This is a genomic window from Brevibacillus ruminantium, assembly GCF_023746555.1.
Lineage (GTDB): Bacteria > Bacillota > Bacilli > Brevibacillales > Brevibacillaceae > Brevibacillus > Brevibacillus ruminantium.
Map to the genome: position 1 here is coordinate 5,021,989 of NZ_CP098755.1, position 25,709 is coordinate 5,047,697.

22 protein-coding genes are annotated in these 25,709 nt (G+C 50.3%); 3 read left to right on the forward strand and 19 right to left on the reverse strand.

From position 1 onward, the window contains the following. Positions 1-167: 167 nt before the first annotated feature. The 8 genes from NDK47_RS24745 to NDK47_RS24780 form a co-directional block, all read right to left on the reverse strand. Positions 168-1,403, reverse strand: a complete 1,236-nt coding sequence (locus tag NDK47_RS24745) for an MFS transporter (RefSeq protein ID WP_251872371.1) — start codon at positions 1,401-1,403, stop codon at positions 168-170. A gap of 12 nt (positions 1,404-1,415) precedes the next feature. Continuing rightward, positions 1,416-1,631 carry a hypothetical protein gene (locus NDK47_RS24750; protein WP_251872372.1) on the reverse strand — a complete coding sequence of 72 codons (216 nt, stop codon included), beginning with the start codon at positions 1,629-1,631 and terminating at the stop codon, positions 1,416-1,418. A 498-nt stretch (positions 1,632-2,129) separates the two neighbouring features. After that, a complete protein-coding gene (locus NDK47_RS24755) occupies positions 2,130-3,749 on the reverse strand; it encodes a DUF4179 domain-containing protein (protein ID WP_251872373.1) in 1,620 nt (539 codons plus the stop codon). Then, positions 3,742-4,311 (reverse strand): RNA polymerase sigma factor, encoded by a 570-nt coding sequence (locus NDK47_RS24760; RefSeq protein ID WP_251876368.1) that lies wholly within the window; start codon positions 4,309-4,311, stop codon positions 3,742-3,744. The genes NDK47_RS24755 and NDK47_RS24760 overlap by 8 nt, the downstream gene beginning before the upstream one ends. 172 nt (positions 4,312-4,483) lie before the next feature. Beyond that, entirely contained in the window at positions 4,484-5,929 is a 1,446-nt protein-coding gene (argH, locus tag NDK47_RS24765) for an argininosuccinate lyase (RefSeq protein ID WP_251872374.1), read from the reverse strand. Further along, entirely contained in the window at positions 5,926-7,185 is a 1,260-nt protein-coding gene (locus NDK47_RS24770) for an argininosuccinate synthase (protein WP_251872375.1), read from the reverse strand. Before NDK47_RS24770 ends, argH begins: the two co-directional genes overlap by 4 nt. A 460-nt stretch (positions 7,186-7,645) precedes the next feature. Further along, entirely contained in the window at positions 7,646-8,962 is a 1,317-nt protein-coding gene (locus NDK47_RS24775) for an oligosaccharide flippase family protein (RefSeq protein WP_251872376.1), read from the reverse strand. A 78-nt stretch (positions 8,963-9,040) separates the two neighbouring features. Next, entirely contained in the window at positions 9,041-10,171 is a 1,131-nt protein-coding gene (locus NDK47_RS24780) for an amidase domain-containing protein (RefSeq protein ID WP_251872377.1), read from the reverse strand. Positions 10,172-10,291: 120 nt separating this feature from the next. Here NDK47_RS24780 and NDK47_RS24785 point away from each other — a divergent pair, with 120 nt between their 5' ends. Next, on the forward strand, positions 10,292-11,044 hold the full coding sequence (locus NDK47_RS24785) for a polysaccharide deacetylase family protein (protein ID WP_251872378.1): 753 nt from the start codon (positions 10,292-10,294) through the stop codon (positions 11,042-11,044). 1 nt (position 11,045) lies between these two features. Here the strand turns inward: NDK47_RS24785 and NDK47_RS24790 are convergent, their stop codons facing one another. Beyond that, positions 11,046-11,984, reverse strand: coding sequence for a class F sortase (locus NDK47_RS24790; protein WP_251872379.1), 939 nt, complete (start codon positions 11,982-11,984; stop codon positions 11,046-11,048). 56 nt (positions 11,985-12,040) lie between these two features. Next, positions 12,041-12,277: a hypothetical protein gene (locus NDK47_RS24795; protein WP_407653349.1), complete on the reverse strand. Its 237-nt coding sequence runs from the start codon at positions 12,275-12,277 to the stop codon at positions 12,041-12,043. 174 nt (positions 12,278-12,451) lie between these two features. Between NDK47_RS24795 and NDK47_RS24800 the strand changes: the two genes are divergently transcribed. Both NDK47_RS24800 and NDK47_RS24805 read left to right on the forward strand, forming a co-directional pair. Further along, positions 12,452-13,216, forward strand: coding sequence for a MerR family transcriptional regulator (locus tag NDK47_RS24800; RefSeq protein ID WP_251872381.1), 765 nt, complete (start codon positions 12,452-12,454; stop codon positions 13,214-13,216). 170 nt (positions 13,217-13,386) lie between these two features. After that, positions 13,387-14,202, forward strand: coding sequence for a VanW family protein (locus NDK47_RS24805; RefSeq protein WP_251872382.1), 816 nt, complete (start codon positions 13,387-13,389; stop codon positions 14,200-14,202). Positions 14,203-14,228: 26 nt separating this feature from the next. Here NDK47_RS24805 and NDK47_RS24810 read toward each other — a convergent pair whose 3' ends face one another. The 9 genes from NDK47_RS24810 to argC all read right to left on the reverse strand — a co-directional run bounded on the left by NDK47_RS24810 (position 14,229) and on the right by argC (position 25,672). Continuing rightward, positions 14,229-14,660 carry a DUF4760 domain-containing protein gene (locus tag NDK47_RS24810; RefSeq protein ID WP_251872383.1) on the reverse strand — a complete coding sequence of 144 codons (432 nt, stop codon included), beginning with the start codon at positions 14,658-14,660 and terminating at the stop codon, positions 14,229-14,231. Positions 14,661-14,820: 160 nt separating this feature from the next. Continuing rightward, positions 14,821-16,158: an HD-GYP domain-containing protein gene (locus NDK47_RS24815; protein WP_251872384.1), complete on the reverse strand. Its 1,338-nt coding sequence runs from the start codon at positions 16,156-16,158 to the stop codon at positions 14,821-14,823. Then, entirely contained in the window at positions 16,142-16,693 is a 552-nt protein-coding gene (locus NDK47_RS24820; protein ID WP_251872385.1) for a DUF5317 domain-containing protein, read from the reverse strand. The genes NDK47_RS24815 and NDK47_RS24820 overlap by 17 nt, the downstream gene beginning before the upstream one ends. Before the next feature lie 417 nt (positions 16,694-17,110). Continuing rightward, positions 17,111-18,088: an ornithine carbamoyltransferase gene (argF, locus tag NDK47_RS24825; protein ID WP_251872386.1), complete on the reverse strand. Its 978-nt coding sequence runs from the start codon at positions 18,086-18,088 to the stop codon at positions 17,111-17,113. Continuing rightward, positions 18,033-21,269, reverse strand: coding sequence for a carbamoyl-phosphate synthase (glutamine-hydrolyzing) large subunit (gene carB / locus NDK47_RS24830; protein ID WP_251872387.1), 3,237 nt, complete (start codon positions 21,267-21,269; stop codon positions 18,033-18,035). Before carB ends, argF begins: the two co-directional genes overlap by 56 nt. Beyond that, complete coding sequence (locus tag NDK47_RS24835) at positions 21,262-22,368, reverse strand: carbamoyl phosphate synthase small subunit (RefSeq protein WP_251872388.1); 1,107 nt, start codon at positions 22,366-22,368, stop codon at positions 21,262-21,264. Before NDK47_RS24835 ends, carB begins: the two co-directional genes overlap by 8 nt. A gap of 249 nt (positions 22,369-22,617) precedes the next feature. Then, positions 22,618-23,799: an aspartate aminotransferase family protein gene (locus tag NDK47_RS24840; RefSeq protein WP_251872389.1), complete on the reverse strand. Its 1,182-nt coding sequence runs from the start codon at positions 23,797-23,799 to the stop codon at positions 22,618-22,620. Positions 23,800-23,815: 16 nt separating this feature from the next. After that, positions 23,816-24,616 carry an acetylglutamate kinase gene (gene argB / locus NDK47_RS24845; protein ID WP_251872390.1) on the reverse strand — a complete coding sequence of 267 codons (801 nt, stop codon included), beginning with the start codon at positions 24,614-24,616 and terminating at the stop codon, positions 23,816-23,818. A gap of 15 nt (positions 24,617-24,631) precedes the next feature. Beyond that, a complete protein-coding gene (gene argC / locus NDK47_RS24850; protein WP_251872391.1) occupies positions 24,632-25,672 on the reverse strand; it encodes an N-acetyl-gamma-glutamyl-phosphate reductase in 1,041 nt (346 codons plus the stop codon). Positions 25,673-25,709 lie beyond the last annotated feature (37 nt).

Below are 25,709 nucleotides of genomic sequence, written 5' to 3' on the forward strand. Positions count from 1 at the left end.
AACCCAAGCTATGAAAATAGCCATTTTCCATAAACTGAGTTACATGTTCGAATTTTTTTTGTACTTCTTGACGAATAATTGCATAATAAAATCATTTGACATCAAAGATGGTTGGACAAAAGCAAACATAATGCTCATCCCCTCATTCTACATAATTTTACTAGCTACTATTCTTTTCTAAAATTTGCGTTTAGGCTGATTAAAATGACCACGAATATTCCCAAAATTGACATAAAAAGAAGCAAATCTTTGACGCTGTACATGACTAACAATGAACCTGTTAATAGTAGAGATACAGGCTTTGCAAGTCCCAAAAAGACTTTTAAGGAACTAACGGCTCTGCCTAGAACATCACTGGGAACCTTTGTAATAAACAATGATTGGAGGGTTATGTTCGCCAAAGGACTGCCCATCCCCATAAGCAAAACAAACGCAACTGTGATGAACATGTCACCCGAGTACGCCATACCTATAAACGATAAGAGGACCATACTCAACCCTAACAGGATAATCATGATCTTCTTTACCTTTTTTAAAAATCCAATCAGTAGGGAGCCGCTCAGAACCCCGATAAAGAAGAACACTTCCAACGTAGCCAATTCGGAAGCATTGGTAACATAGAGAGGAAATAATATGCTAATCGGAGCAAAAATGAAGTTTATTGCTATTAAATAAATAACCAATCCGCGCAAAATAGAAATTTCCCAGACAGCTTTGTATCCTATAAGGATTTTCTCCCCCAATTCCTTCATTCTCAGTGTTTCTGTTGTTTTCTTAATCAAAGCTTCATGCTTTATCAGAACTATAAAAACCAGGGACAACAAATAAGAAATTGCATTAAATAAAAAGGCATACTTTATGTCTATACTGATCAAAATCCCTGAAATAACCGGTGCGAGCAACCCAACAATCGTTTGCACCGTTGTCGAGAAGCTTTGCGCTTGCATGATGAGATTTTCCGGAACGATATAACGTACTGCCACAGTCCTTGCCGGTGAAAAAAAAGCGCTAAACGAAGAAAGCAGAACGGCACCTACAATTAACATCCAGGGGGCCAGTAAACTAAGAAAAGACAATACACTTAAAATAAGCACAATTCCCCCGCGAAAAAGATCAGAAACGACCATGATCTTTCTTTTGCTCCAACTGTCAACAAATACTCCCGCAATCATACCTAGCAAGATTAAGGGTACAATTTCAGCGACCAGTATGATTGACATTTGAAGAGAAGAGCCAGTCATTATCTTCATCGCCCAAATTAACGCCATCGCGTATACGCCGTCACCTAAATCTGATACGGCCTGAGCAATTAACAAGTATCTGTAGTTTTTTATTGAAAATACATGGCTACTGGAAGTGGAAGATTGTTTTTCTTTTATTACAGGAGCAGAATTAGAATTCACAAAACTACCACCTCACTGGAAATTAGGCCCTGGAAAAATGGACATTACCATGGAGTACCATATCTTAGCGGCTGTTCCATGATCGGAACTGTCCCGGTCAAATTCTTTATCAAACTCCTCTTGTAACTTCTTCACTCTTTCAATATATTCTTGTAATCGATCAGAAGAAATTTTTACGTGCACCATCCCTAAGTGAGAGGTGGATTTCGTATGAATGGCTTTCATCATGTTATCCCTCATCGTATTTAGTGCATAGGTTAATGCTTTCACTTTTTCATTTTCTGAACTTTCCGTTCCCAGCTTTAATTGAAACGTTTCCATTTCAGCTTTGTGCAACTTATTGTGATGTTTGCATTTACGGTTCATCTGATAGGGAAATTATACGTGAGATTTAAATAAAGTGGTTCATGGGGAGGCAAAGAGGATATGTATTAAATTTACATTTCAGTAAAATGTATGCTTATTTATGGTCTTAATATACCTCAAGATTATCTAGAAATCAACTCACTTTTTTTACTTTTTACCGTTTTCGCCTCCTCTTATCCATGACATTTTCCATGCACGGCGCCGTTAGTAAGAAAGCCTTTGACTTTCCAAAATGGTGCTAAATTAATAATGGAACCGGTGAAAACAACTCGTTTTTCACCAGCTCCATTTTGCTTAAAACTAGCCACCTTTAGGAGACGATGTTTTCAAAGCATTTATCCAATGAACTTAGCGGTTACCTTATGGCTTGACTGTAGATGGGAATTTTTTCGGCAATTCAACCTTCCATTTTCCATCCGGATATCTCTTATTGACTGCTGCGAGTGAAAGCGTCAACTGTGTCGGAATTTCTTCCATTTCCTCCAGTTTCAACTCCATTTGAACCAAACTGCGCCCTTGCTCATCCTCGCCATTCCAAGTATAACTGGAACCGCGGATCGGATATGACTTTCCGTTTTGATCCTTTAGCTCCCACCAGACATGTTCAATCGAAGAAATATCCTGCAGAGAGGCTTCCAGCTCCAGCTTCTTTCTCGCCCTCCGATCGCCTTCGTCCCCCTCCTTTAGTTGCTTGACGGTGAACAGACTTCCCTCATATTCCGCCTGCTTTGGGCTATTTTGCAGCTTCGCCGGCTCAAAAGGAATGGTCAGGGAGACTGGCTCCACCATGGTAACCGCGTCCAGAACGAAGGTATAGGGGCCCTGATCGCCAAACGGCGTATATCTCGAATTCCGGATAAAGTGACCGAATTCATCACGGCCGAGATTATAATCGTCCAGGTGCCCTCGTCTTCCCATTTCCGCTTCTCTCTGGGAAACGCCAACGTCCATGCCGTTCCGGTCCAGAATCCGCAACTCCACATCGTAATGTTGAAAGGGATCAGAAGCATACCTTTTGTTTTGCGTTTTGCCTGACATCTCCTTGGCATACTGCTCCAGTCTCTTCTTCGCTTGCTCCTCCCACATCGTTTCCCATTTGAGTACGGTTGACGATGGCGCCTGTGTGACTTCATGCAGTATGATTTTCAATCCCTGTGGGGTCACGTATTCCTTATTAATAGGTATCGTCTTGGTGGCTTCCATTGCTTTCTTTAAGGAAAATGGCACCTCAAGCTTCCATTTCCCCTCGACGTTTCCCAGTGTGCTGATATCGACGAGAAGCTTCATCTGCTCTGTTTCTTCTCCGTCCAGGTCTGAAAAATCAAGAAAGCCAATATCAGGTCCCTGCTTACCGGCAGCACGCGCAGTAGCCGTGGGCCTGGGATGATTCATAATCCCTTCACCAAGTTCATTGACTAGCCGGATGCTGCCCACCAGTTCTGCAACAAGGTTCTCTTGCTTCTCTCGCTTGAGCGGCTTGCCATCCGGTCCGGTGATTTGATACGCAACTACGACCCGGGTTGGATCAGCCATGATTGCCTTCACCCAAAACGTGATTCCCTGATCGGCAACAGAGGCGTTCACCACCTGAACAAACCCGTCCTTCACTGCTTTCTCGATGCCGCCATCCACTTCTCCTGGCGGAAAGAAATCAGCAGCATCCGATGGGGACACGGGGGAAATTTCCGCAGGCACCTGTGCTTCTTTGCCCGGTTCTGTGTTTCCCCCGCTTTGACCCAGCACACCTTTTACCTGGGATGCAAACTCTGGTGAGACATAGGTTCCGACACCGACGAGAAAGAGGATGGCTCCTGCTGTCGCAATCGACATCGAGGTCCAGCGAAACCAGTGCCGTTTACGCGTGAGCCGACCCGCCTCCTCCTTTATACTGTCTGCTTCCGGCATCGTAAACTCCGGCATTTGCTCGCGCTGGGCTACTCGCTCCAGTACGGCTGAGATTTGCTGATCCAGCTTATTCATTTCCACTCACTCCCATCCTGGACATCGCTCTTCCCTCTACCCAGCCTTGCATCTGTGCCGCAATCTGTTTGCGCGCATAGTGCAGCCGAGATTTTACGGTTCCCTCAAACAGACCCAGCACCTGCGCTATTTCCGAGACTTGAAAATCCCCATAGTAGTACAGGATGACGACAGTCCGATGCTTGACCTTCATCGAACAGATCGCTTTCCAAATCGCTTGCTGCTGCTCTCTTTCGATTACACTGTCGAGCGGATTGGCCGACATATCTGCCCACTCCTGGAATTCACCCATCGGTTTTTGACGCCGAACGGCATTGAGCGCACGATGCATCACAATCTTGGCAAACCACGTGCGAAAAGATGTCCCTCTGGCGGGATCAAAGCGATCCAGCGACCGAAAAACTTCAAACAACGCTTCCTGCACGGCATCCTGGGCCAGCTGACGATCGTGGATGATGAGATAAGCGGTCCGATAGGCGGTCTCCAAATGGGGCCGAACCAACTGCTCAAAGCTGGCACTATCCCCGTTTCGACTCTTTGCGAGCCATTCTATTTCCTTCATTTCCTGCACATCTGGTGCCTCCTTGAAAGGTCTTTGCTGTATATTCACCGTCCATCATGATTTGGTTCAAAATTTTTTACAAAATCCCTCTTTCATTCCTTGAAATCGAGAACGACAAAAAGAGGGACAAAATTTCTCTGTCCCTCTTTTACTTGCAGTATACGTCTCACCTTTACGCTGGTGATCCGACGTCAATCAAGGATTCGATCATGACCTTCTGACTGTTTTGATGGACCCAGCCATGCGTATCGGCGAGAAGCTTCCGATATTCCGCAATCTGTACCTCTACCTGATTGCGCGCGGTTCCACCCAAGACATTGCGGGCGTTTACCACGGTTTCCACAGCCAGAGCTTCGTACACGTCCCCGTCGATAAGAGCAGAGAAGGTTTTGTACTCCTCCAGCGTGAGATCGAGCAGGTATTTTTGCTGCTCGATGCAGTAAAGCACGGCACGCCCTACTACTTCATGCGCTTGACGGAACGGCATCCCCTTGCGAACCAGATAGTCAGCCAAATCAGTCGCATTGGAGAAATCCTGCGTCACCGCCTGGCGCATCCGGTCAGCTCTGACCTGCATCGTCTGAATCATCGGCGTCAACAGCGCCAAAGCCCCGTGCAGAGTAGCCACCGTATCGAACATGCCTTCCTTGTCTTCCTGCATATCTTTGTTGTAGGCCAGCGGCAGTCCTTTGAGTACCGTCAACAGCCCAAACAGATTCCCGTAGACACGTCCTGTTTTCCCGCGGACAAGCTCAGCCACATCCGGATTTTTCTTCTGAGGCATGATGCTGGAGCCCGTGCAAAAGGCATCGTCCAGCTCGACAAAAGCGAACTCCTGGCTGCTCCAGATGACCAGTTCCTCGCACAGGCGTGAGAGATGAGCCATCAGCAGAGAACTGGTTGCCAGGAACTCAACGATAAAGTCGCGGTCACTTACGGCATCCATGCTGTTTAAATAGATTCCGTCAAACTGCAGCATCTCGGCGACGAATGCGCGATCAATCGGGAACGTCGTCCCGGCAAGCGCTCCCGCTCCCAGCGGCAGGACATTGACCCGCTTCCAGCAGTCGCGCATCCGCTCAATGTCGCGCTGCAGCATGGAAACATAGGCCATCATGTGGTAGCCGAAGAGAACCGGCTGAGCACGCTGCAAGTGGGTGTAACCCGGCATCACTGTGTCGAGATGATTGTTCGCCTGCTCCAACAGTGCTTCCTGCAGGTACATGGAAAGCTGGATGATCTCCATCAGCTTTTCCCGCAAATAGAGGTGCATATCAAGTGCCACCTGATCGTTGCGGCTCCGTCCGGTATGCAGCTTGCCGCCTACCGGACCGATCTCCTCGATCAGCATTTTTTCAATATTCATGTGCACATCCTCGTTTTCTACGAGAAACTGCACTTGCCCCCGCTCGATCTTCTCTTTTACCTTTTTCAGACCGGCAATGATTTGTCTGACTTCGTCCATCGGCAGGATGCCGCACTTGCCCAGCATTGCTACGTGAGCCAGGCTGCCGACGATGTCTTGCCGCCACATCTGCTTGTCAAAAGAAATGGAAGCTGTATATTCCTCTACAAGCTGATTCGTCGGCTTTGTGAAGCGTCCTCCCCACAGTTTCATTGCGTGATCGCATCCTTTTCGTCCAAAATCTTGATCGGTGTCTTGATGTTTTCATGCAGCACACCTTCATTTACCTGGGCGTATACCTTGGTTGGCAGACCCCACAGCTTGATGAAGCCAATCGCTGCTTTATGATCAAACTGATCGCCAGCATTATAGGTTGCCAGCTCGTGGCTGTACAGGGTCGAGTCAGATTTGCGGCCGACCACGATCGCATGTCCTTTGTGCAGCTTCACGCGGACAACGCCGGTTACATGTTTTTGCGTCTCTTCGATAAAGGCTTGCAGCGCGTTGCGGATCGGCGAATACCAGAGACCCTCGTAGATCACCTGTGCCATCTTTTGCTCCACAATCGGCTTGAACTGCGCCACTTCACGCGGTTGGGTCAAAAACTCCAGCTCACGGTGGGCAAGAATCAGTGTCGTCGCAGCAGGGGTTTCATACACTTCGCGGGATTTGATGCCCACGAGACGATTTTCTACGTGGTCGATACGTCCTACCCCGTGGTTTCCGGCAATTTTGTTCAGCTTCAGGATCAGCTCAGACAGGGGAAGCTCTTCACCGTTCAGCGCAGTCGGTACGCCTTTTACAAAAGTAATTTCCACTTCTTCCGCCTGTTCTGGTGCATCAGCGATTGATTTGGTCAGATCATATGCACCTTCTGGTGGAGCTGCCCATGGATCTTCCAGAACACCGCACTCGCAGCTTCTGCCCCAGAGGTTTTGGTCGATGCTGTACGGATTGTCCAGATCGATTGGAATCGGAATACCGTTTTTGCTTGCATACTCAATCTCTTCATCCCGTGTCCAGCCCCATTCGCGTACAGGCGCCACGATGTTCAGATTGGGATTGAGAGCGGTAAACGAAACGTCGAAACGAACCTGGTCATTTCCTTTCCCGGTGCAGCCGTGGGCTACCGCTACTGCGCCCTCTTTTTCCGCAATCTCTACCAGCACGCGGGAAATCAGGTAACGGGACAGCGCAGATACCAGCGGGTACTTGCCTTCATACATGGCATTCGCCTGCAGTGCCGGGAGGACGTATTCACGCGCAAACGCTTCTTTGGCATCCACTACGATGGATTTCAGCGCGCCGACCTTCAGAGCCTTTTTCTGAACAAAATCGAGATCTTTGCCTTCTCCCACGTCCAGTGCTACAGCAATAACGTCGTAGTTGTATGTGTCTTGGAGCCACTTAATTGCAACAGATGTATCTAAACCGCCAGAATAGGCCAACACGATTTTTTCTTTTGCCATCGGTTTTCTCCCCTTAGAATAAATCGGTGAATTGTTCATGAGTAATTATACAAATGAATTTATAAAAATACAATACGTTTTTTTAACTTATAGGTCGAGAAGTCTCCCACTTCTAAAACCTTACAGCGTTTGGTTGTAAGTAGGGGATGAATCGACTTTGGACAAGGACAGGCTTTTGCCTGTTCAGTTGTCCGACACTTTGGTAAAATCTACTTATGATGTTCTTTGATAACTGGATATATGGGGTTGCATGGAGAAACAAAATGCGAAAACCAAGCTTATCCTTCCATGCGTAAAATATCCAAGGTAACAAAAGAACTCCGAAACGTCGGACATCTAGGGTAGGGACTACCCGAAGTAACGCTCGAGGAGACGAAAGGTTACTTTCGTCGTGGATTTGAGAAGCTCCCACTTCAAGGCGTTAGCCTAAGTGGAGAGTAGTTCACAGTGTATCAATATTTCATCTCTTGATCCGGTGAATCATCAGCAGATTGGCAGCGGCACCGACCACCTCAAACGCAACCATCCCCCAAATAATCCCTGCAAGTGACCACTCTGGAATCCCTACCACGACGTATGTAACACCGGTAGATGCAAAGGAAGCGAAGAGCAATCCCAGAATCGGACCGTTTTTGTTGTTCGCTGTCCACAAGATCGTTGTCGTCAGCTCCCTGATCCCGCAGAGCAGGGGAAGCAGTGCCAGCGAGCGGATTTCACCGCCCAGCGAAGTATTGCCGTATACCAGGTATGAGAGAGTCGGTCCGCACAGAAATAGCCCCGTTGAGGCAAGCAGCCCCCACCAAGCCCCCGCGGACAATGCTTTTCGGACGCGCTGGTGAAACGAGGGCAGCCTTCCTCTCTCCCAGTCTGAGGCAAGCTTGGCGGCCATAATATGGGACAACGCAGCCGTTATCAGCGTCGGTGTATAGACGATTGTACTGACCATTCCGATGTACTCGCCAAATACGGTAGCCGCTTCTACTTCGCTCATCCCCCCTTGGATAAGACGATTCGGGATGATCAGTGAATCAAGAAAGTCATGCAACGGCAAAATAATCCGCGTAGCGAGAATGGCCATCGCCATTCGGAAGACTCCTCCCACTGGCAATTTGCCAACCAGACGCAAATCCCGGCCAAAAGAGTCGGTATCTTCCGAAAAAGAACGCCGCAGCGCGGGAAGCAAAAACAAAAATGCGCCGAGAGCACCAATCGCTGCGGCCGCAACAGCTCCCCCTACCGCCTTAGTTAGCCCGGCGTCCAGCAAAAAGGTAGCCAGGAGAATCATCCCGACAATCCGCACGGTTTGTTCAACCAGTTCCGATACGGCAATACTCCGATACCGCTCCATTCCCTGAAGGTACCCTCGGATCAGATTTAAAACCGGCACGATGATCAGCGCCGGAAGCAAAAAGCGGAGGGGGATGATCAAGTCCTGATTTCCCATCCAACTCGATATCTCTGGAGCGTAAACATAGGTGAGCAGCGCCCCGACGCATGCCAGAAACGCAACAATCGGCAAAATAACGTGGAGGAGCCGCTCACCTACCCGGGCATTTGAAGCTGTAAAAAAGGTAAGCGCCGTGGAGAATCCGCCTGTGGCCAGCGTGATCAACAGACCAAACAACGCATACGCCATCTGGAACAGACCGGTACCTTCTGCTCCCAGCACGCGAAACAGAAACATTTTCCCGATCGTCCCAATCACTTTCACCATCGCAATCAGTCCAGCACGCATGACCAATTGTTCAAAAGCACCTGTGATTTTTTTTGCTCTCATACGTTTGAGTCCCCAACATGGATATGTTGTTATCAACGTATGTACGGCTTGTCTTCGTTATGCTTTTTCCAACTGAATCTAATCGACCATGCGAATCAGCAAAAACTTTGTATGCTTGTCCCAGCCAAGATCCCAGGGAACATGATAGCGGTCAGCCGTATGCGAATTGACCAGAACGTACCCCTTGGGATCAAGTGCCGTCACAACGGAAAAATGGTCGAGATCGCCTCCCATTTCGTAGCCGATCAAGTCGCCTGGCCTCAGCTCTGCCAGGGCTGAGTGCGGAAATTTCTTGGTGGGCTTGGCGACCGCATTGTAGTTTCCTCGTGCAATCAGCTTCCCGTAGCCGCTGGACAATAAAAAGTGCTTGAGGGAGTCCGTTCTTACCCACGCGGCAGATCCACCCTGCTTGTATTTGTAAAACCAGCCGCCTCTCATGGGCAAGCCGCCGCCTTCTTCACGATCTCCGATCACCTGTGAAGTAAAATTCGTACAATCCCCGCCTTGGTACGTGTAATCCAGGTATTTTGGATTGTAGCGGTTGTTATTCCCGGCAAAAAAAGCGGTGCCTGCATATTTATTAGCGTATTCGACTGCCTTTTCCCGGTTGTACTTCCGCTTTCCGCTCACCTTTCCGACAGGCTGCTGCGGAAGAGAAATAACGCCGCTGACATGGGGCTTTTTGTGTACCGGGATCAACTCAGGATTTTCATCAAGAGGGTCCAGATACCACTCCTGTTTTACCCGCCATTCGCCGCCCTGCCGTTTGATGGTTAATCCGTGTCTGGTCCCAACCCCAAAAGAGTGGAGTGTCCCATCCGTTGGGTATTGATAGGTCAGCTTCAAGGATTGAACCAATCCCACTCTGAAGCCGTCGCCGACCTTTTTGATCCGCGCAATACGAATGCGCGTCTCGACATCGGTAAAGGCGACACCGCGTTCTTTGGCCCAGGCTTGGATATATTTCATCCTCGCTTTTTCACGCCCAAGTGCCGCCCTCCCCTGCTTCTCTTCGAGGATATAGTAGGGCTCCAATGCACTAATGTTGCGATCTACCAACATCTTGGCCCTCGCGTTGTACAGCTTTTCCAAAAACTGTTTGCTGCTTTCCTCGTCTACTCCCTCTGTCGCTTTTAGCGTGTAAGACCCTGCGAGGACCGACGTGAAAAGAAATGTCATGACGATCGCGGCCACCAATTTTTTCAACATGCAGCTGCCCTCCATTAAGATTGTCACCACATATTTATCTCCAGGTCGTTCCATAATAAAGATGTCTCAGTAACGACGTTTGCATTCATTCAGTAATGGAGAAAACAGGAGGTCGATGGAATGAATCTGACCGCAACGTCTCTTTTCCTTTGTATATCCCTCAGTTTGTCGTCGTTGGTACATCCTTTATCTTCAAAAGCTCCCGACAAAGGAAGAGATTACTATGAAGAGCGGGGAGATGTCGTCTGGGAAGTAAAGACGGAACACCCCATGATCGCGCTCACATTTGATGATGGACCAGATCCGGTGTATACCCCGCAAATACTTGCGCTCTTAAAGAAGTACGACGCGAAAGCGACTTTTTTTGTTTTGGGTGCACATGTAAAGAAAAACCCGGAGCTTTCACGTTCGATTGTGGGTGCAGGACATGAAATTGGCAATCATACGTACAGTCATCCCAATTTTTTCAAGCTGCGGCCTGATCAGATTCAACAAGAGATTGAAATCACGTCTGAGATCATTACGGCTGTCACGGGCAAAACTCCCGTCTTATTTCGGCCTCCTGGGGGTGTCTATAACGAAACCATTGTGAATACGGTGAAAAATTTGGGACTTTTGACAGTTATGTGGTCCTGGCATCAGGACACCCGGGATTGGAGTAATCCAGGCGTGAACAAAATCGTCAGAAAGGTATTAAACAATGCCCGACGAGGAGATATTGTTCTCTTCCACGACTATGGCGGCAACCGTTCCCAAACCGTCCGGGCTTTGGAAAAAATCCTCCCCGAGCTAAAGCGGAGAGGTTTTCATTTTGTAACGGTTTCCGAACTGATTCACATCAGAGGAAAGCTGCCCGTACACATGAAAAACTAAGTTACATGGTTTTCGCCAGCTTTGAAAAAACGACCAGCCTTTTCTCATGCTCTCCTGTTTTGCGATTGTATTTACCAGAACAGGTGATGAGATTCAAGTGAGCCCCCTTTGACTGGGAAAAAATTTCTTCAACAGGCGCTTCACTGGTTTTAAAGGATTCCACCCGCGTAACCTGAAAGGTTAGACTAGAGCCTTTCGGATCGGAGACGATGATCTCATCCCCGGCCTTTAAATCACGCAACCGATAAAAGACAGCAGGTCCGGTGTAATGGTCAAAATGTCCGGCAATCACGGCACTGCCCAGCTCTCCGGGATTGGTCCAGGGCGCCAAAATCCCCACCTTGTCAAAAGACTTGGGGACTCCCATTTGGCCATTGGCCAAAACCCCTACTTTTTCAATGGCCGTTTGCAGACGTATCGCGGGGATGCGAATTTTGGCGGCTTGAAAGCCCTTTACGACTTGTTGCGGTTTGGCTTCGGCTACTTGTTCTGGCGCGGACGTTTTCGCCATTTTGTCGCCTGCATCTGCTGGTTTATTAGTAGTATGGTCTACGTTAGTCGCCGCTTGGTTTGCTGTTTCTGTCTCCGCATGGTTAACTGCTTCTGCCGACGTATGGTTTACCGCTTCTGCAGTAGCATGCTTTACCGTTTCGGCAGCAGTTGTGTCCGTACCCAGCACCGCATTTTTTGATTTTGCAGTATCCGTTAATTCCGCTGAATGTGTGGCAAGCCCTGTTGGCCGCCCTGTTTGAGGGTGGCTCGTCTGTCCCGTTCCCTCTGTGTTTGACAGCCTGGCTTGATCGTCTGCCTTAAGCGCAGCTGAATGGTTTGTGATGTGATCCGCGGCAAGCAATCCATCCGTTTTTCCGTCGTTTGCTGCGGAAGAGCAAGCCGTACATATAATGAATAAGACCCCTATCAGAACAAAACTTTTCCTCATCCTCTTCATCCTCACGATATTGGTGGGGAAAAAAGAGGGACATGCCCTCTTTTTTCTTAGTTGCTTTCGCTAGCTCCGCCCATACCGGTTTTTGGCATTCCAGGAGCTGCTTTGATATGCAGCTTGTGTCCTTTGGCTGCTTTGGTATGCACCTTATGCTTCATGGATTTCGTGTGCATTTTATGGTGCGTCTTGTGCTTTTTGCTGTGATCCGTTTCTGCAAAAACGGACGTACCCGCAAATACTACACATGTGGCCAGCGCGAGAGAGAGAATTTTTTTCAAGGGTGTCACCTCTTTTATATGATGGTGGTACATTCTTAAAATGCACAGAACCAAGGGAGCTATGTTCGGAAAAAAACGGATGGGGGCAGCTTCCTTTTAATTTGAAGAAGCTTTTTTGAAATTAGGAGTTGACCTTCACCTATACGTAAAGGTGTACAGTGATGTTGTCGGGAGGTGAACACTGTGGAATATACAGTGCAAAAGCTTGGGCAGTTGGCGGGGATTAGCACTCGAACCCTGCGGTATTATGACGAAATAGGCATCCTGAAGCCGGCCAGGATCAATTCGTCAGGATATCGCCTCTACGGTCAGGCGGAAATCGACAGATTACAGCAGATTTTATTTTATAAGGAGCTGGGAATTCCGCTTGAGGTGATCAAGGAAATCGTCACGTCCCCATCCTTTCATCGAGGAAAAGCATTGCGAGAACACCGTTCTAAACTCCTTGACAAACGAATGCAGTTGGATCTGCTGATTCGTAATGTAGAAAACACAATTGCTGCTATGGAGGGGAAGATAACCATGTCCGATCGTGAAAAATTTGAGGGATTCAAGCAAGAGATGCTCGATGAGAATGAGAAGAAGTACGGTGCTGAGATCCGCGAAAAGTATGGAGAGACTGCTGTCAACAAATCGAATGAAAAGCTGCTGAAGATGACCGCCGAAGAGTATGAAGAAGCGACCCGTATCGAAAATGAGCTGACATCCACGTTAGCGGAAGCAATGCAAACCGGCGATCCCGCAAGTCCGCTCGCCCAAAAAGCTGCGGGTTTGCACAAGCAATGGCTGCTTTATTACTGGAGTGATTACAGTAAAGAAGCGCATGCCGGACTTGCCCACATGTACGTCGCGGATGAACGGTTTCAGGCCCATTACGATGCCAAGCAACCGGGTACGGCAGAATTTTTGCGAGATGCCATTCTGATTTTTACGGGTCAAACGAAGTAAAAGAAGAGGGTGTACCAGCGTCTTGCCGCGTTGGCACACCCTTTTTTTTCAATTTTTACATTTGAATTGAAATAAGACCCTCATCCCTTTACGATAAGGATAGATCCAGTCTCATGATACACACAACTCGGAACGCAACCCGTGGCAATTGAAAAGGAGATGTTGAGGGTTTGAAACTTTCCCGCATTCACCCCGTTTTTTACCACTTGCGAGTCGCCCAAAAGCGACTGGGAAGGCAACTGTCTGATCGCTTCGGCGGCACTCGCTTTGCCCGGCAGCAGGCAGATACAACGAAATACACGTACTCCTGCAAAAAACACCAATCCTTGCTCCGGCGAAAACTGGGCCAATCCGATCCCCGGCTGCAGGAGAACAAGATCATGAATCTTCAGTTGGCCATCCCTGCTCTCGACGGACTTTTGATCCAGCCTGGCGAAACCTTTTCTTTTTGGCAGCGGGTTGGCAAGACAACGGCGGAGAAAGGCTATGTGGAAGGCCTGCTCCTGTCGCAGGGCGAAGTCACTACAGGTATTGGCGGCGGACTTTGTCAGCTTGCCAACCTGCTCTTTTGGATGGCTCTCCATACGCCTTTAGAGATAACGGAAAGACACCACCACCAGTTTGACCCCTTTCCGGATGACCAGCGGGTTCTTCCTTTTGGCAGCGGGGCCAGTGTTTTTTACAATTATGTCGACCTGCGCTTCCACAACCCCACCCAACAGACATTTCAACTGCGCGTGTGGCTGACTGACAAGCATCTGAAAGGTGCCATTTTTTCCGATCAGCTCTGGCCTTTTTCCTATCACCTGGAAGAGCGAAACCACCAGTTTCTTCAGCAGGCAGCAAAGAACTATCGCCGCAATGAGATATGGCGGTTGGTGTACGATAAACAAACGGGAAACCGGATTTCGGAGGAGCTGATGATCCGCAATTTCTCCGAGGTCAAATACAATCTGGACGATCTGCCGCCCATCCTTCACGGATGATGCGCTCAGCCGCTCTCCTCCGCTGCTCAGGCGCCTGTCTTGTAGGGAACCTGCGGCACGAAAGCTGCTCCCTTATGTTTTCCGATCCACGTCAGTTCTGCCTGGGCGAGGCGCTCGAAATTTTCGGCCACATGGATATCTCCTTCGGCTCTCCAGCCCGCAATGATGGGATACAGCGGGATGAAGTAGCCGTTAATAAACCACATGTCAAACAGCAGATCAGGGTGCACCAGACCGTTTTTGTGCAGCACTCCCACCATTTCAAAAAAACCATACAGGGTCACGAATTGGGTAAAACCTTCACTTCCCCGCGGATTCGACTGAATAAAGGATTCATAGGTCCAGACTTCATCCCGAAATGTGACTGAAAACCATTTTTTCGCCTCGCGCAGCCGCTCTGATTCAAACTGATCGTACAGCTTCAATACAATGTCAGCATCCTGATAGGTAGGAATCATGTTGACTCGCCACTTCCTTTTCCTTTGAAATGAATATCCTTCCATTATTATCCATGTTCGCCCATTTGTCTATGGTCCAGATCATGAGGCAAAGAGCAGGCGTTCAATCCCCCGAAGAGGGGGGCGTTTTTCACAGAAAAACAGTTACAGAGAGGTTCTTCTAGTGAATCGCCTCCTGTAACTGCTTTTCGGTTTGTCCGTCATGCTGAATAATGGTTTCGAGCTCTTCACGTGACAACTGGTTCACGACACGTATAAATTGCTCAGCAAGCTCACTGTCAAACTGTGTGCCAGCACCGCGTCTGATCTCCTGCAATGCATCTTCTACCGGGAGGCCTTTGCGATAGGGCCTGTCCGCTACCATGGCATCAAACGCATCGGAAATCGCCAAAATTCGGGCCATAAGCGGAATATCCAATCCCTTCAAGCCATCCGGATATCCTTTTCCATCAATCCGTTCGTGGTGGGAGCGGATGGCAGGCAACAGCTCATGAAACATCCCTGCCTGCAATATGATCTCATATCCAATCACCGTATGCTGCTTGATCTTGTCGTATTCCTCTGGTGTTAATTTCCCTTTTTTATTGAGAATCTCATCTGCGATGCCAATTTTACCGATGTCATGCAAGATTCCGCCGAAATATATTTCTTCCACTTTATCCGAGGGCAGGCCGATCGCACGGGCAATTTCGCGCCCCCAATATGCAACGCGCTGGGAATGTCCGCTGGTGTAGTGATCGCGGGCATCGATGGAAGCGGCCATCGTCGTGAGGAATCTATGGTTGAAGGTTTTGATTTCTTCTACTTTCTGTTGCAGCTTTTGCACACTGCTATAGTAATGATGGAAAACGTAGCTGATGGTCACAAACGCTGCCATCATGGGAATCAACGGCATTAGACCGTATGATTCAACCAGACGGGAGCCTACCCCGGCCAGGATCAGCAGCAGCAAATACGTAGAAGTAAAACCCTTTGCCATTTCCTTAATGGTCCCAACCCAGTCTTTATTATAAAAATAGGAAATTCCCAATCCGCATAAAACCAAATTTACGAACCAATAAACGAGTGCCAAAAACAGATCAGAGAGAATGGGAGAAACCGAATCAAACGTGATGAGCCAGTCTTTTAACGCACCGACTGTCCATATGGTCATAACCAGCTGACCGATATTCACCGCCGCTTTGACCGGATTTACTCTTACCAAAAAGGCAATAATCAATGCCTCGATAACTGCACACCAAACGCCAATCCATGTGCCAAACAGCAAAATACCCGAGAAAATGACGGCATTGTTTACCGTCAGAATCGTATTGGATAACCGTACCGGGGTAAAGGTTGAAAGAATGGTAAGGAGAGTATAGGCAACTAATACTCCCCAGTGTTCGCGTGACTGCCATTCAAACAAGGATGAGTAAAGAATCAGAATGGCAGCCACAACAAATCCAATTTGAACAACAATACCCTTTGTCATTCTTTGCAGGCTAACTTTTGGTTGCATAACTTTTACCTTCTCGAAGTTGTAATAGCGAGATTGGCTTATTCATCAGCCGTTGAACAAGTAAAAATGCCCCCAGCATGATGAAGATATCGCCGATACTGATCACCCGCGGAATGATCGAAGGCATGTAAATCACATCCGTCAAAAACGGAAGATTGGAGCTTTCCGTCAATACACTGTGTTTAAAGTTGGTGCCATTAATGACCGGCTCCAAATCATAGGGCAATCGTTTGGCCTGCTCCAGATCAATCGGCATTTTTCCGCGATTGCTCCAAATCGCAAGCGCATTCAAAAACCAGCCCACCATAAAAATTCGCATGTCCTCAAATTGGCGATTAAACAAGAAAAATCCCAAAATGAGCACATAGGAAATCGATATGAAGATTCCGCTCAAAGAGGGAAAGAACGCAGCGCAAGCTTGCAGCACCAAACTTCCAATCAGCAGCCCTACTTTGTAGAATTTGGGCAATTCCTTTATTCTTCCGCCCCGAATCAAGGCAACAAGAAAAGAAACACAAATCACATCCAAAAGCATGTAACTTTCCTCCAAAGTTTAAGAAAAAACACCACTCAACCAAGCGGTGTTTCTTCCAAAAAGTTATTAGCCGATGTGGAAGTTTGCCGATGTAGCAGCTACAATTGCAACTACCATCATGATACCTACGAACCATTTTTTCATAGCCTTTTCCCTCCCCTTTTTATAATGGAGAAAGTCGGATTCGCTACTTGCTTCTGCAAGGACCAAGCGACCAAATAAAGCCCTTGCATGCCTTTCCCCTTGCATAAAAAGGGGGCGGATTCGCTACTGGCTCCATACAGACCAAGCGACCAGATACAGTCTGTACTTCTTCGCTCCTTCTTTGCCTACATTTTACACGAAAATGACAATTTTCGGCAATGGTAGATTCCTAGTCTATTAGCTTCAATTGCAGCTAGGAATAAGTGCCTAGAACTATATCCTTACAACAGCCGCCAAAACTGCTTTCTGTGCATGCAATCTGTTTTCTGCCTGATCGAACACCACGGAGTTCGATCCGTCGATTACACTGGCTGACACCTCTTCCTCCCGGTGAGCCGGCAGGCAGTGCAGGAACAGATAATCCGGCTTGGCGTGACTGACCAGCTCATCGTTTACCTGATAAGCTGCGAAATTCTTCAAGCGTTGTTCGTTCTCTTCCTCAAAGCCCATGCTGGTCCAGACATCCGTGTAGACCACGTCTGCGTCTTGCACCGCTTCCACAGGGTCGTTCGTGACGAGCAGCGCTCCTCCGTTTGCCGCGGCATACACTTTTGCCTTCTCCAGAATTTCTGCATTCATTTCATACCCAGGCGGGGTTGCCACCCGGACATCCAGGCCCAGCAGTGCCCCCGCCAGCACCAGCGAATTGGCCACGTTGTTTCCGTCTCCCACATAGGCCAGCTTGATTCCTTTCAGCTTGCCTTTATGCTCCCAGATGGTCAGCATGTCTGCCAATGCCTGGCAGGGGTGAAACTCGTCTGTCAAGCCGTTGATGATCGGGATGGTGGCATGTTCAGCCAACTCCTCGACACCAGCGTGGGAAAAGGTGCGAATCATAATGACATCGACATAGCGGGACATGACCTTGGCTGTGTCGCTAATCGGCTCGCCCCGGCCCAGCTGCAGTTCCTTTCCGCTCATAAACATAGCCATGCCGCCCAACTGATGCATGCCCACCTCAAAAGAAACACGTGTGCGTGTCGAAGCCTTGTCAAAAATCATGCCCATCGTTTTGCCCAGCAGCGGCTGGTACGGCTGGCCGTTTTTTTGCAATTTCTTGATATGGGCTGCCAGCTCCAGCAGCTGCATCAGCTCTTCTCCGCTGAACTCGTCGATTCTGAGCAGATCTTTTCCTTTAAAGCTGGCCCACTGCACGTTTGGAAAGTGATCCAATATCTTCACAGACTGCATTGCCTGCACCTCTTTTCTCCGAAATAGCTTTCACGTACAAATCAAAGGTATCACTCGAGGTAAACAAGGGGACTCCTTGCTGCATCACGCGGCTGCGCAGGGCAAATCCCCGACGCCCGCGCTGGTTTCCTTTGGTGGCGGTGATGAGGGCAAACGCTGCCGTCTCTTCCTGTACCAGCTCCACCAGCTGCTGTTCATCCTGAATGATCCTGGACACATGATACCCCTGTTCCTTTAGCCAAGCTGCTGTTCCCGGCGTCGCTGCCCAAACCGCCCCCAGCTCCTGCATGCGGGTGAGCGCAGGCAAAAGACGGTCCGTTTTATCTGCATCTGCCAGAGAGAGCAAGCAAACCTGACCTTCTTGCCACTCCGCAAAAATGTTATCTTTATAGGCAAACGCCTTGCCCGCCGCCTCTGCAAAAGAAGCTCCCAGCCCCAAGACTTCACCGGTCGACTTCATTTCCGGCCCGAGGACGGGGTCCACACCCGTCAGCTTCACTGTAGAAAACACCGGCCCTTTCACCACTGCAAACGGAATATCAGGCAGCAGCCCTGTTCCGAAGCCCATTTCGCTCAGCTTTTCCCCAAGCTGCGCCCGGACAGCGAGCTCCACCATCGGGATTCCCGTCACTTTGCTGGTTATCGGCACCGTACGCGAAGCACGAGGGTTTACCTCGAGGACGTACACCGTGTTCTCATTGATGACAAACTGGATGTTGATCAAGCCCACCGCACTCATTTCGCGGCCAATCGCTTCCGTATAGCGTGCGATTGTTTCTTTGCACGATTCGGACAAATACGGCGCCGGAAACAGTGCGATACTGTCGCCCGAGTGAATCCCGGCCTTTTCAACATGCTGGAAGACACCGGGAATCAGTACCGATTCGCCATCACAGATCGCGTCTACCTCTGCCTCCATGCCTGGCAGATACTTGTCAACGAGCAGCGGAAAAAAGGCTTCGCTGTTTGGATGATGCAGCCACTCGTTGATGGTTGCCGTCAGTTCCTGCTGATCCTGCACGACTACCATGCCCTGACCCCCGATGACGTAGGAGGGACGCATCAGCACCGGATAGCCGATGGTGTCGGCTGCGGCCACCGCTTCCTCCAGTGTGGAGACACCTTTGCCAGGGATATGCGGGATGTCCAGCTTTCTCAACATCGTGTAAAAGAGCTCCCTGTCCTCTGCCCTTTCGATCGCTTCCAGCTTGGTCCCCAGCACGGCCAGCCCCGCTGCTTCCAGCTTCGCTGCCAGATTGATGGCCGTTTGCCCGCCAAACTGCACCATCACCCCGTCCACCTGCTCATGTTCTGCCACTTGGAGGACATCTTCAATGTGCAGGGGCTCGAAATAGAGATGATCGGCTGTCGCATAATCGGTACTCACCGTCTCCGGATTGTTGTTCACCACGACAGCCGCGATGCCTTTTGCCTGCAAAGCCTTGGCCGCGTGAACGGAACAGTAGTCGAATTCGATGCCCTGACCGATGCGGATCGGTCCTGACCCGAGCACCAGCACTTTTTTCCCGGTCAGAGGCTCTACCTCATCGACACCATGCCAATCTGAGTAGTAATATGGCGTCTGTGCGTCGAATTCTGCTGCACAGGTATCGACAATCTTATACAGCGGCACGATTCCGTGCTGCTGGCGAAGCTGCTTCACTTCCGCCGCTGTGCGTCCGCTCAATGCAGCAATCGTCTCGTCTGCAAAGCCGCGCTTCTTGGCTTCTCGGAGCAGCTCCGCCGGGAGATCTGCGCTTTCGGCCAGCTTTTTCTCCAAAGAAACGATTTTGCTCAGGCTTCTCAGGAAAAAGGGATCGATCCCCGTCAACTGATGCAGCTCTTCCTCAGAAAAGCCTTGGCGAATTGCTTCCGCCAGAGCGAATAAACGGATATCTGTAGCTTCTTGCACAAGCGTGGTTAACGTATCCTTGTCACATGCCGCAAGCTCAGAACGTGACAGATGTGTGCAGCCAAGCTCCAGGGAGCGGACGGCTTTCAGCAGACCCGCCTCGAGGTTGCGGGCAATCGCCATCACTTCACCGGTTGCTTTCATCTGTGTGCCCAGCAGTCTGTCTGCTAGCGGGAACTTGTCAAAAGGCCAGCGCGGTATCTTTACCACGATATAATCGAGCGTCGGCTCGAAGCTGGCGTAGGTGTATCCGGTAATCGGGTTTACGACTTCATCCAGCCGATAGCCCAGCGCCAGTTTGGCCGCGATCCGGGCAATCGGGTAGCCCGTAGCTTTGGAGGCCAGGGCACTGGAGCGGCTGACACGCGGATTGACCTCGATCAGGTAATAGCGGTCTGAATGGGGGTCCAGCGCAAACTGGATATTGCATCCGCCCACTACGCCGAGCGAACGGATAACCTTGGTAGAGACACTTCGCAGCATCTGATACTGGCGGTCCGTCAGCGTTTGGGACGGAGCCACCACGATGCTGTCCCCCGTATGAATCCCGACCGGGTCTAGATTTTCCATGTTGCAAACGATGATGCACGTGTCGCTGGCATCGCGCATCACTTCGTATTCAATTTCCTTCCAGCCTTTTACACTGCGTTCAATCAACACCTGGTGAATCGGGCTGGCTGCGATTCCGGATGCGGCGACCTGACGGAGGATTTGCTCATTCTCGGCAATTCCGCCCCCGGCACCGCCCAGCGTATAAGCCGGACGGACGATGACAGGATAGCCGATCGATTCGGCAAATGACACCGCATCCTCTACCGTTTCCACTGTTGCACTCTCTGGTACGGGCTCGCCAATCTGCTGCATGAGCTGCTTGAATAGCTCGCGATCTTCTCCATTTTGAATCGCATCCAGGGGTGTTCCCAGCAGTTCCACTCCGTACTGCTCCAGTACGCCTGCTTCCGCAAGTGAAACGGCCAGATTCAGCCCCGTCTGCCCGCCCAGTGTCGGCAGCAGTCCATCCGGTCTCTCTTTGGCAATAATCGAAGTCAGGGACCGAAGCGTGAGCGGTTCCAGATACACCTTGTCGGCTACCTGTTCATCCGTCATGATCGTGGCCGGATTGTTGTTGACCAGCACCACTTTCACGCCCGCTTCCTGCAGAGAAAGGCAAGCCTGCGCTCCGGCATAATCAAACTCTGCCGCCTGCCCGATCACAATCGGCCCGGACCCGATGACTAAAACTTTTTGTATGTGCGCCAATTTAGGCATAGATCTTCGCTCCCACTCCACGAATCAACTGCAAGAATTGTGTAAGCATATGTGAGGTATCGCTCGGTCCGGGATGCGCCTCCGGGTGAAACTGGACCGTCATCACCGGCAAATGTTGATGGCGCAGTCCTTCTACGGAGTTGTCATTTACATTGCGATACGTAACCAATAGCTGCCGATTGTCCAGCGACTCTTCTTTTACCACGTATCCGTGATTTTGCGAGGTCATGTACACCTTGCCCGTCAGCAGTTCTTTTACCGGATGATTTCCGCCGCGATGACCGTACTTCAATTTTTCTGTCTTTCCGCCAAACGCAAGCGCAAGCACCTGATGTCCCAGACAGATCCCCATGGTCGGATACTGCTCGGCCGCTTTGCGCCACTCTACGCAATAGGTAAGCAAATCTTCCGGGTCACCAGGGCCGTTGGAGAACAGCAGGCCGTCCGGCTGCAACGCTTGAATCTGCGCATAGGTTGTATCAAAAGGGACGACCGTTACACGGCATCCGAGGGATTGCAATGATTCCAGGATCGACCGTTTCATTCCAAGATCGATGAGAACGACATGTTCCTTCGTCCCTGGGTAGCGCTGTATTTCCTGGCTGGACACATTGGCAACCAGCGATTTTTTGATGTATTTTTTTCGGAGTGCCGACACCTCTTCAAGAGAAAGCGGCCGATCAGCAATCACTCCCCACAGCGGCCCCTCTTGGCGAACTCTTTTGGTGACCGTTCTCGTATCTACCCCTGCGAGGATGGGAAAACCAAATTCCTCCGCCGCTTCAGCCAGCGAACGGCCGGATTGATAATGACTGGGTTCGCTGCACAACTCACTGACCACCATCCCTGCCAAAGCAGGCTTTGCGGCTTCGTAATCCTGATCGTTAATCCCGTAATTCCCGATCAACGGATATGTGAAAGTGACGATCTGCCCTGCAAACGAGGGGTCGCTCATGACCTCCTGATATCCTGTCATACCTGTATGAAAAACCACTTCACCAATACCTTCGAGAGGAGCGCCAAACAGTGTTCCGGCAAATACCTCTCCGCTCTCCAGTGTTAAGTATCCTGGGCCATATCCGTGTTTCTCTCTGTTCATCGGTATAGCTCACTCCTCTCCCGCGGGAACTCTCTGACGAAAATTTATGCAACTACTTGTATTAATATACATTCGTACTAATAAAAATGCAATGAGTTTTTCGCAACTTTTCACTCATTGCCTGGCAGATTTTCTTGCTTGCTGATGCCTGCTATCCCGGAAAAGAGAAAAACGGAAGCAGCCTTTGACTGCCTCTCGTTTTCCCTTTATTGCTTTACCTTTTTTCTCTTTATCCTGTAGATTTTCCTGTTATCCTTTTTGAAGCGCCTCGTCCAGTACGGCCACGACCCGCTCTATTTCATCCTCGGTGGTGACAAAAGACGGAAGCATGCGAATGACCTGAGGCCCAGCCAAAAGCACCAGCACTCCTTTTTCCCGAGCGTAATCCAGCACCCCGGCTGCCGGGATCGAAAGCTTCATTCCCAAAAGCAAGCCCTTCCCTCGGATCTCCACTACTTTCTCTGGATGGGCTGTTTTCAACTGCTGCAATCGACTGACGAGCAGCTCGTTCAGCTGATTGACCCGACTCAAGAGGCCGTCTTCTTCGATGGTCTCCACGGTTGCGATCCCCGCTGCCATTGCCAAGGGATTGCCACCGAAGGTCGTTCCATGCGTGCCGGGCGAAAAGGCTTGAGCTGCTTCTTCTGTTGCCAGGATGGCGCCGATCGGAAAGCCGCTGCCCAACCCTTTTGCCAGCGAAATCGCATCAGGGAGAATCTCATACTGTTGAAAAGCAAACCAGGTTCCGGTCCGGCCGATGCCGGTTTGCACCTCATCAATCAAGAGCAACAGGCCATGCTGGTCACATAGTTGACGGAGCCCTTTGACGAACGGCTCTTCTGCCGAATGGACTCCGCCCTCTCCCTGCACCAGCTCCAGCAGGATCGCGCATGTTTTCTCATTCACAGCCTGCTTGACGGCATCCAGGTCATTGTACGGTACGGTCACGAAGCCTTCTGGCAGCGGTGTGAAGCCGTCCTTTACTTTTTCCTGCCCTGTTGCGGTCAAAGTTGCCAGTGTCCTGCCGTGAAAAGACTGGCCAAATGTAATGATCTCGTAGCACTCTGTCCCCTTCACCTTTTGCGCGTAGCGGCGTGCCAGCTTGATCAGCCCCTCGTTTGCTTCCGCCCCGCTGTTGCAAAAAAGGGCGCGATCCAGTCCTGAGACCTGACTTAGTTTCTGTGCCAAGACCTCCTGCTGAGGGATGTGAAACAGATTGGAGCAATGCCAGAGTGTATCTACTTGTTCATGCAGCTTTTTGGCTACCTTGGCTGGCACATGGCCCAGCGAAGTGACAGCAATTCCCGAGATAAAATCGAGATACTCTTTGCCTGATTCATCCCAGACCTTGTTGCCCTCCCCTTTCACCAGATGAACTGGCCATCTCGCATAGTTATTCATCAAATGGTATGGAGCAGTCGTTGTACTCATCATTACCCTCCCGTATTCAAGCGTGGACCTGGGCCGCTTTGGAGACAATGGCCGTACCAGCCGTCTCTCCCTGGCAAACCCGGAGCAAATCCTCTGCAGTCCCCCTGCAAATGACAACCTGGGGAACCCCCTCAGAAAGGGCATCGAGAGCAGCCCTCACCTTGGGAATCATCCCGCCTGTAATGATCCCTTCCTGAATCATCTGCTCGATCTCCCGGGGATTTGTTTTGGGGATCAAGGCAGTGCCCTCTTCTTTTGGTGCCAGGATTCCCGGGACATCAGTCACCATGATCAGGCTTTCCGCCCCTAGTGCAGCAGCGATTGCCCCCGCTGCTATATCTGCGTTTACATTGTACTTCTGGCTCCCTTCCGTCCCGACAGCGAGCGGGGCGATAACCGGCAAATATCCATGGGAAAGAATGGCCAGCGGAATCGCCGCATCCACCTTTTTTACCTCTCCAACAAGTCCAAGCGGTTTATCAGTCTGCACTGCGGTAAGCATGCCGCCGTCCATCCCGCTTACCCCCCAGGCTTTGGCTCTATGCTCGGATAGCCGCCTCACCAGCCACTTATTGATTTGCCCGCACAATACTTGTTCGACGACCTGCAAGGTATCCTCGCAGGTCACCCGAAGTCCGTCCACGAACTGGGAGGGGATCGCCAAGCGCTCCAGCATGCTGTTGATCGCCGGGCCGCCACCGTGTACAATGACGAGCTGCTTTCCCTTTTGCTGAATCTCCGCAATTGCTTGAAAAAAGCGGTCAGGCAACTGTTCCATCGTACTGCCCCCGCATTTGATGACCACGATTCCTTCCATCCTCTTTCTCCTCCTCTACGGGAAAAGCGGCACCAGGGACAACCCGGCCGTCTCCTTCAGCCCAAACATCAGGTTCATGTTTTGAATCGCCTGCCCCGCAGCCCCTTTGACGACATTGTCGATGACCGCTAGCACGATAACCCGGCCCGTACGCTCGTCGACATGCAGTGCAATGTCGCAGAAATTGGAACCGTAGACCTCTTTGGTCCGCGGATGACTGCCCTGCGCACGGACCCGGACGTAGGGTTTGTCTGCGTACACACTCTCATAGAGCTCCTGTACCTGGGAGGGTGACACTGCGCTCTCCAATGTTCCGTAAGCGGTGACGAGAATCCCCCTGGTCATCGGAACGAGATGGGGCGTAAATTGGATAAGCTGCTGAAGTCCGGTCTGTTTGCTCAGCTCCTGCTCGATCTCCGGCGTATGCTGATGGGCTCCCACTTTGTAGGCATGGATGCTCTCGTTTAATTCACTGTAGTGAACTCCGAGTGAGACACCACGGCCCGCCCCCGAAACGCCGGATTTGGCATCGACGATCCAGCTTTTCGGATTTACCCAGCCCGACTGTGCCAATGGAAGCAAGCCCAGGAGCGCAGCCGTGGGGTAGCAGCCCGGATTGGCGATCAGATCGGCTTTGGCTATTTCCTCCGCGTGCCACTCAGACAGGCCGTACACGGCTTTTTCCAGCCATGGTGCCTCAGCAGGCTGCCGTTTGTACCAGCTTCGGTAGTCTTCGCCATTTTTCAAGCGAAAATCTCCAGACAGATCGATTACTTTGGTACCGTTCTCAAGCAGGGCTGGTGAAAGCTCCGTACTCACACCTGCCGGAGTAGCCAGAAAAATGACATCATTGTCTGCTGCCATCTGCTCCGCATCAATTTTGGCCAAAGGCGGCAGTGGATGTGCATGCAAATGCGGAAATACATTTGCGAGCGCTTCTCCCTCTGATGAACTTGAATAAAGATGAGCCACCTGCACATCAGAATGGCCCGCCAAGAGACGTATAAGCTCGACACCGCTGTAACCAGTAGCGCCGACAATCCCGACCCGAATCATAGTCTCTCTCCCTTTTTTGTATTTTTATACATGAATG

What these genes read in the sequence shown, in the direction of transcription:
- NDK47_RS24750 (WP_251872372.1), bottom strand. Translation starts at nt 1,631, where the DNA reads ATGATGAAAGCCATTCATACGAAATCCACCTCTCACTTAGGGATGGTG.
- NDK47_RS24755 (WP_251872373.1), bottom strand. Translation starts at nt 3,749, where the DNA reads ATGAATAAGCTGGATCAGCAAATCTCAGCCGTACTGGAGCGAGTAGCC.
- NDK47_RS24760 (WP_251876368.1), bottom strand. Translation starts at nt 4,311, where the DNA reads ATGAAGGAAATAGAATGGCTCGCAAAGAGTCGAAACGGGGATAGTGCC.
- argH (WP_251872374.1), bottom strand. Translation starts at nt 5,929, where the DNA reads ATGAAACTGTGGGGAGGACGCTTCACAAAGCCGACGAATCAGCTTGTA.
- NDK47_RS24770 (WP_251872375.1), bottom strand. Translation starts at nt 7,185, where the DNA reads ATGGCAAAAGAAAAAATCGTGTTGGCCTATTCTGGCGGTTTAGATACA.
- NDK47_RS24775 (WP_251872376.1), bottom strand. Translation starts at nt 8,962, where the DNA reads ATGAGAGCAAAAAAAATCACAGGTGCTTTTGAACAATTGGTCATGCGT.
- NDK47_RS24780 (WP_251872377.1), bottom strand. Translation starts at nt 10,171, where the DNA reads ATGTTGAAAAAATTGGTGGCCGCGATCGTCATGACATTTCTTTTCACG.
- NDK47_RS24785 (WP_251872378.1), top strand. Translation starts at nt 10,292, where the DNA reads ATGAATCTGACCGCAACGTCTCTTTTCCTTTGTATATCCCTCAGTTTG.
- NDK47_RS24790 (WP_251872379.1), bottom strand. Translation starts at nt 11,984, where the DNA reads ATGAGGAAAAGTTTTGTTCTGATAGGGGTCTTATTCATTATATGTACG.
- NDK47_RS24810 (WP_251872383.1), bottom strand. Translation starts at nt 14,660, where the DNA reads ATGATTCCTACCTATCAGGATGCTGACATTGTATTGAAGCTGTACGAT.
- NDK47_RS24815 (WP_251872384.1), bottom strand. Translation starts at nt 16,158, where the DNA reads ATGCAACCAAAAGTTAGCCTGCAAAGAATGACAAAGGGTATTGTTGTT.
- NDK47_RS24820 (WP_251872385.1), bottom strand. Translation starts at nt 16,693, where the DNA reads ATGCTTTTGGATGTGATTTGTGTTTCTTTTCTTGTTGCCTTGATTCGG.
- argF (WP_251872386.1), bottom strand. Translation starts at nt 18,088, where the DNA reads ATGCAGTCTGTGAAGATATTGGATCACTTTCCAAACGTGCAGTGGGCC.
- carB (WP_251872387.1), bottom strand. Translation starts at nt 21,269, where the DNA reads ATGCCTAAATTGGCGCACATACAAAAAGTTTTAGTCATCGGGTCCGGG.
- NDK47_RS24835 (WP_251872388.1), bottom strand. Translation starts at nt 22,368, where the DNA reads ATGAACAGAGAGAAACACGGATATGGCCCAGGATACTTAACACTGGAG.
- NDK47_RS24840 (WP_251872389.1), bottom strand. Translation starts at nt 23,799, where the DNA reads ATGAGTACAACGACTGCTCCATACCATTTGATGAATAACTATGCGAGA.
- argB (WP_251872390.1), bottom strand. Translation starts at nt 24,616, where the DNA reads ATGGAAGGAATCGTGGTCATCAAATGCGGGGGCAGTACGATGGAACAG.
- argC (WP_251872391.1), bottom strand. Translation starts at nt 25,672, where the DNA reads ATGATTCGGGTCGGGATTGTCGGCGCTACTGGTTACAGCGGTGTCGAG.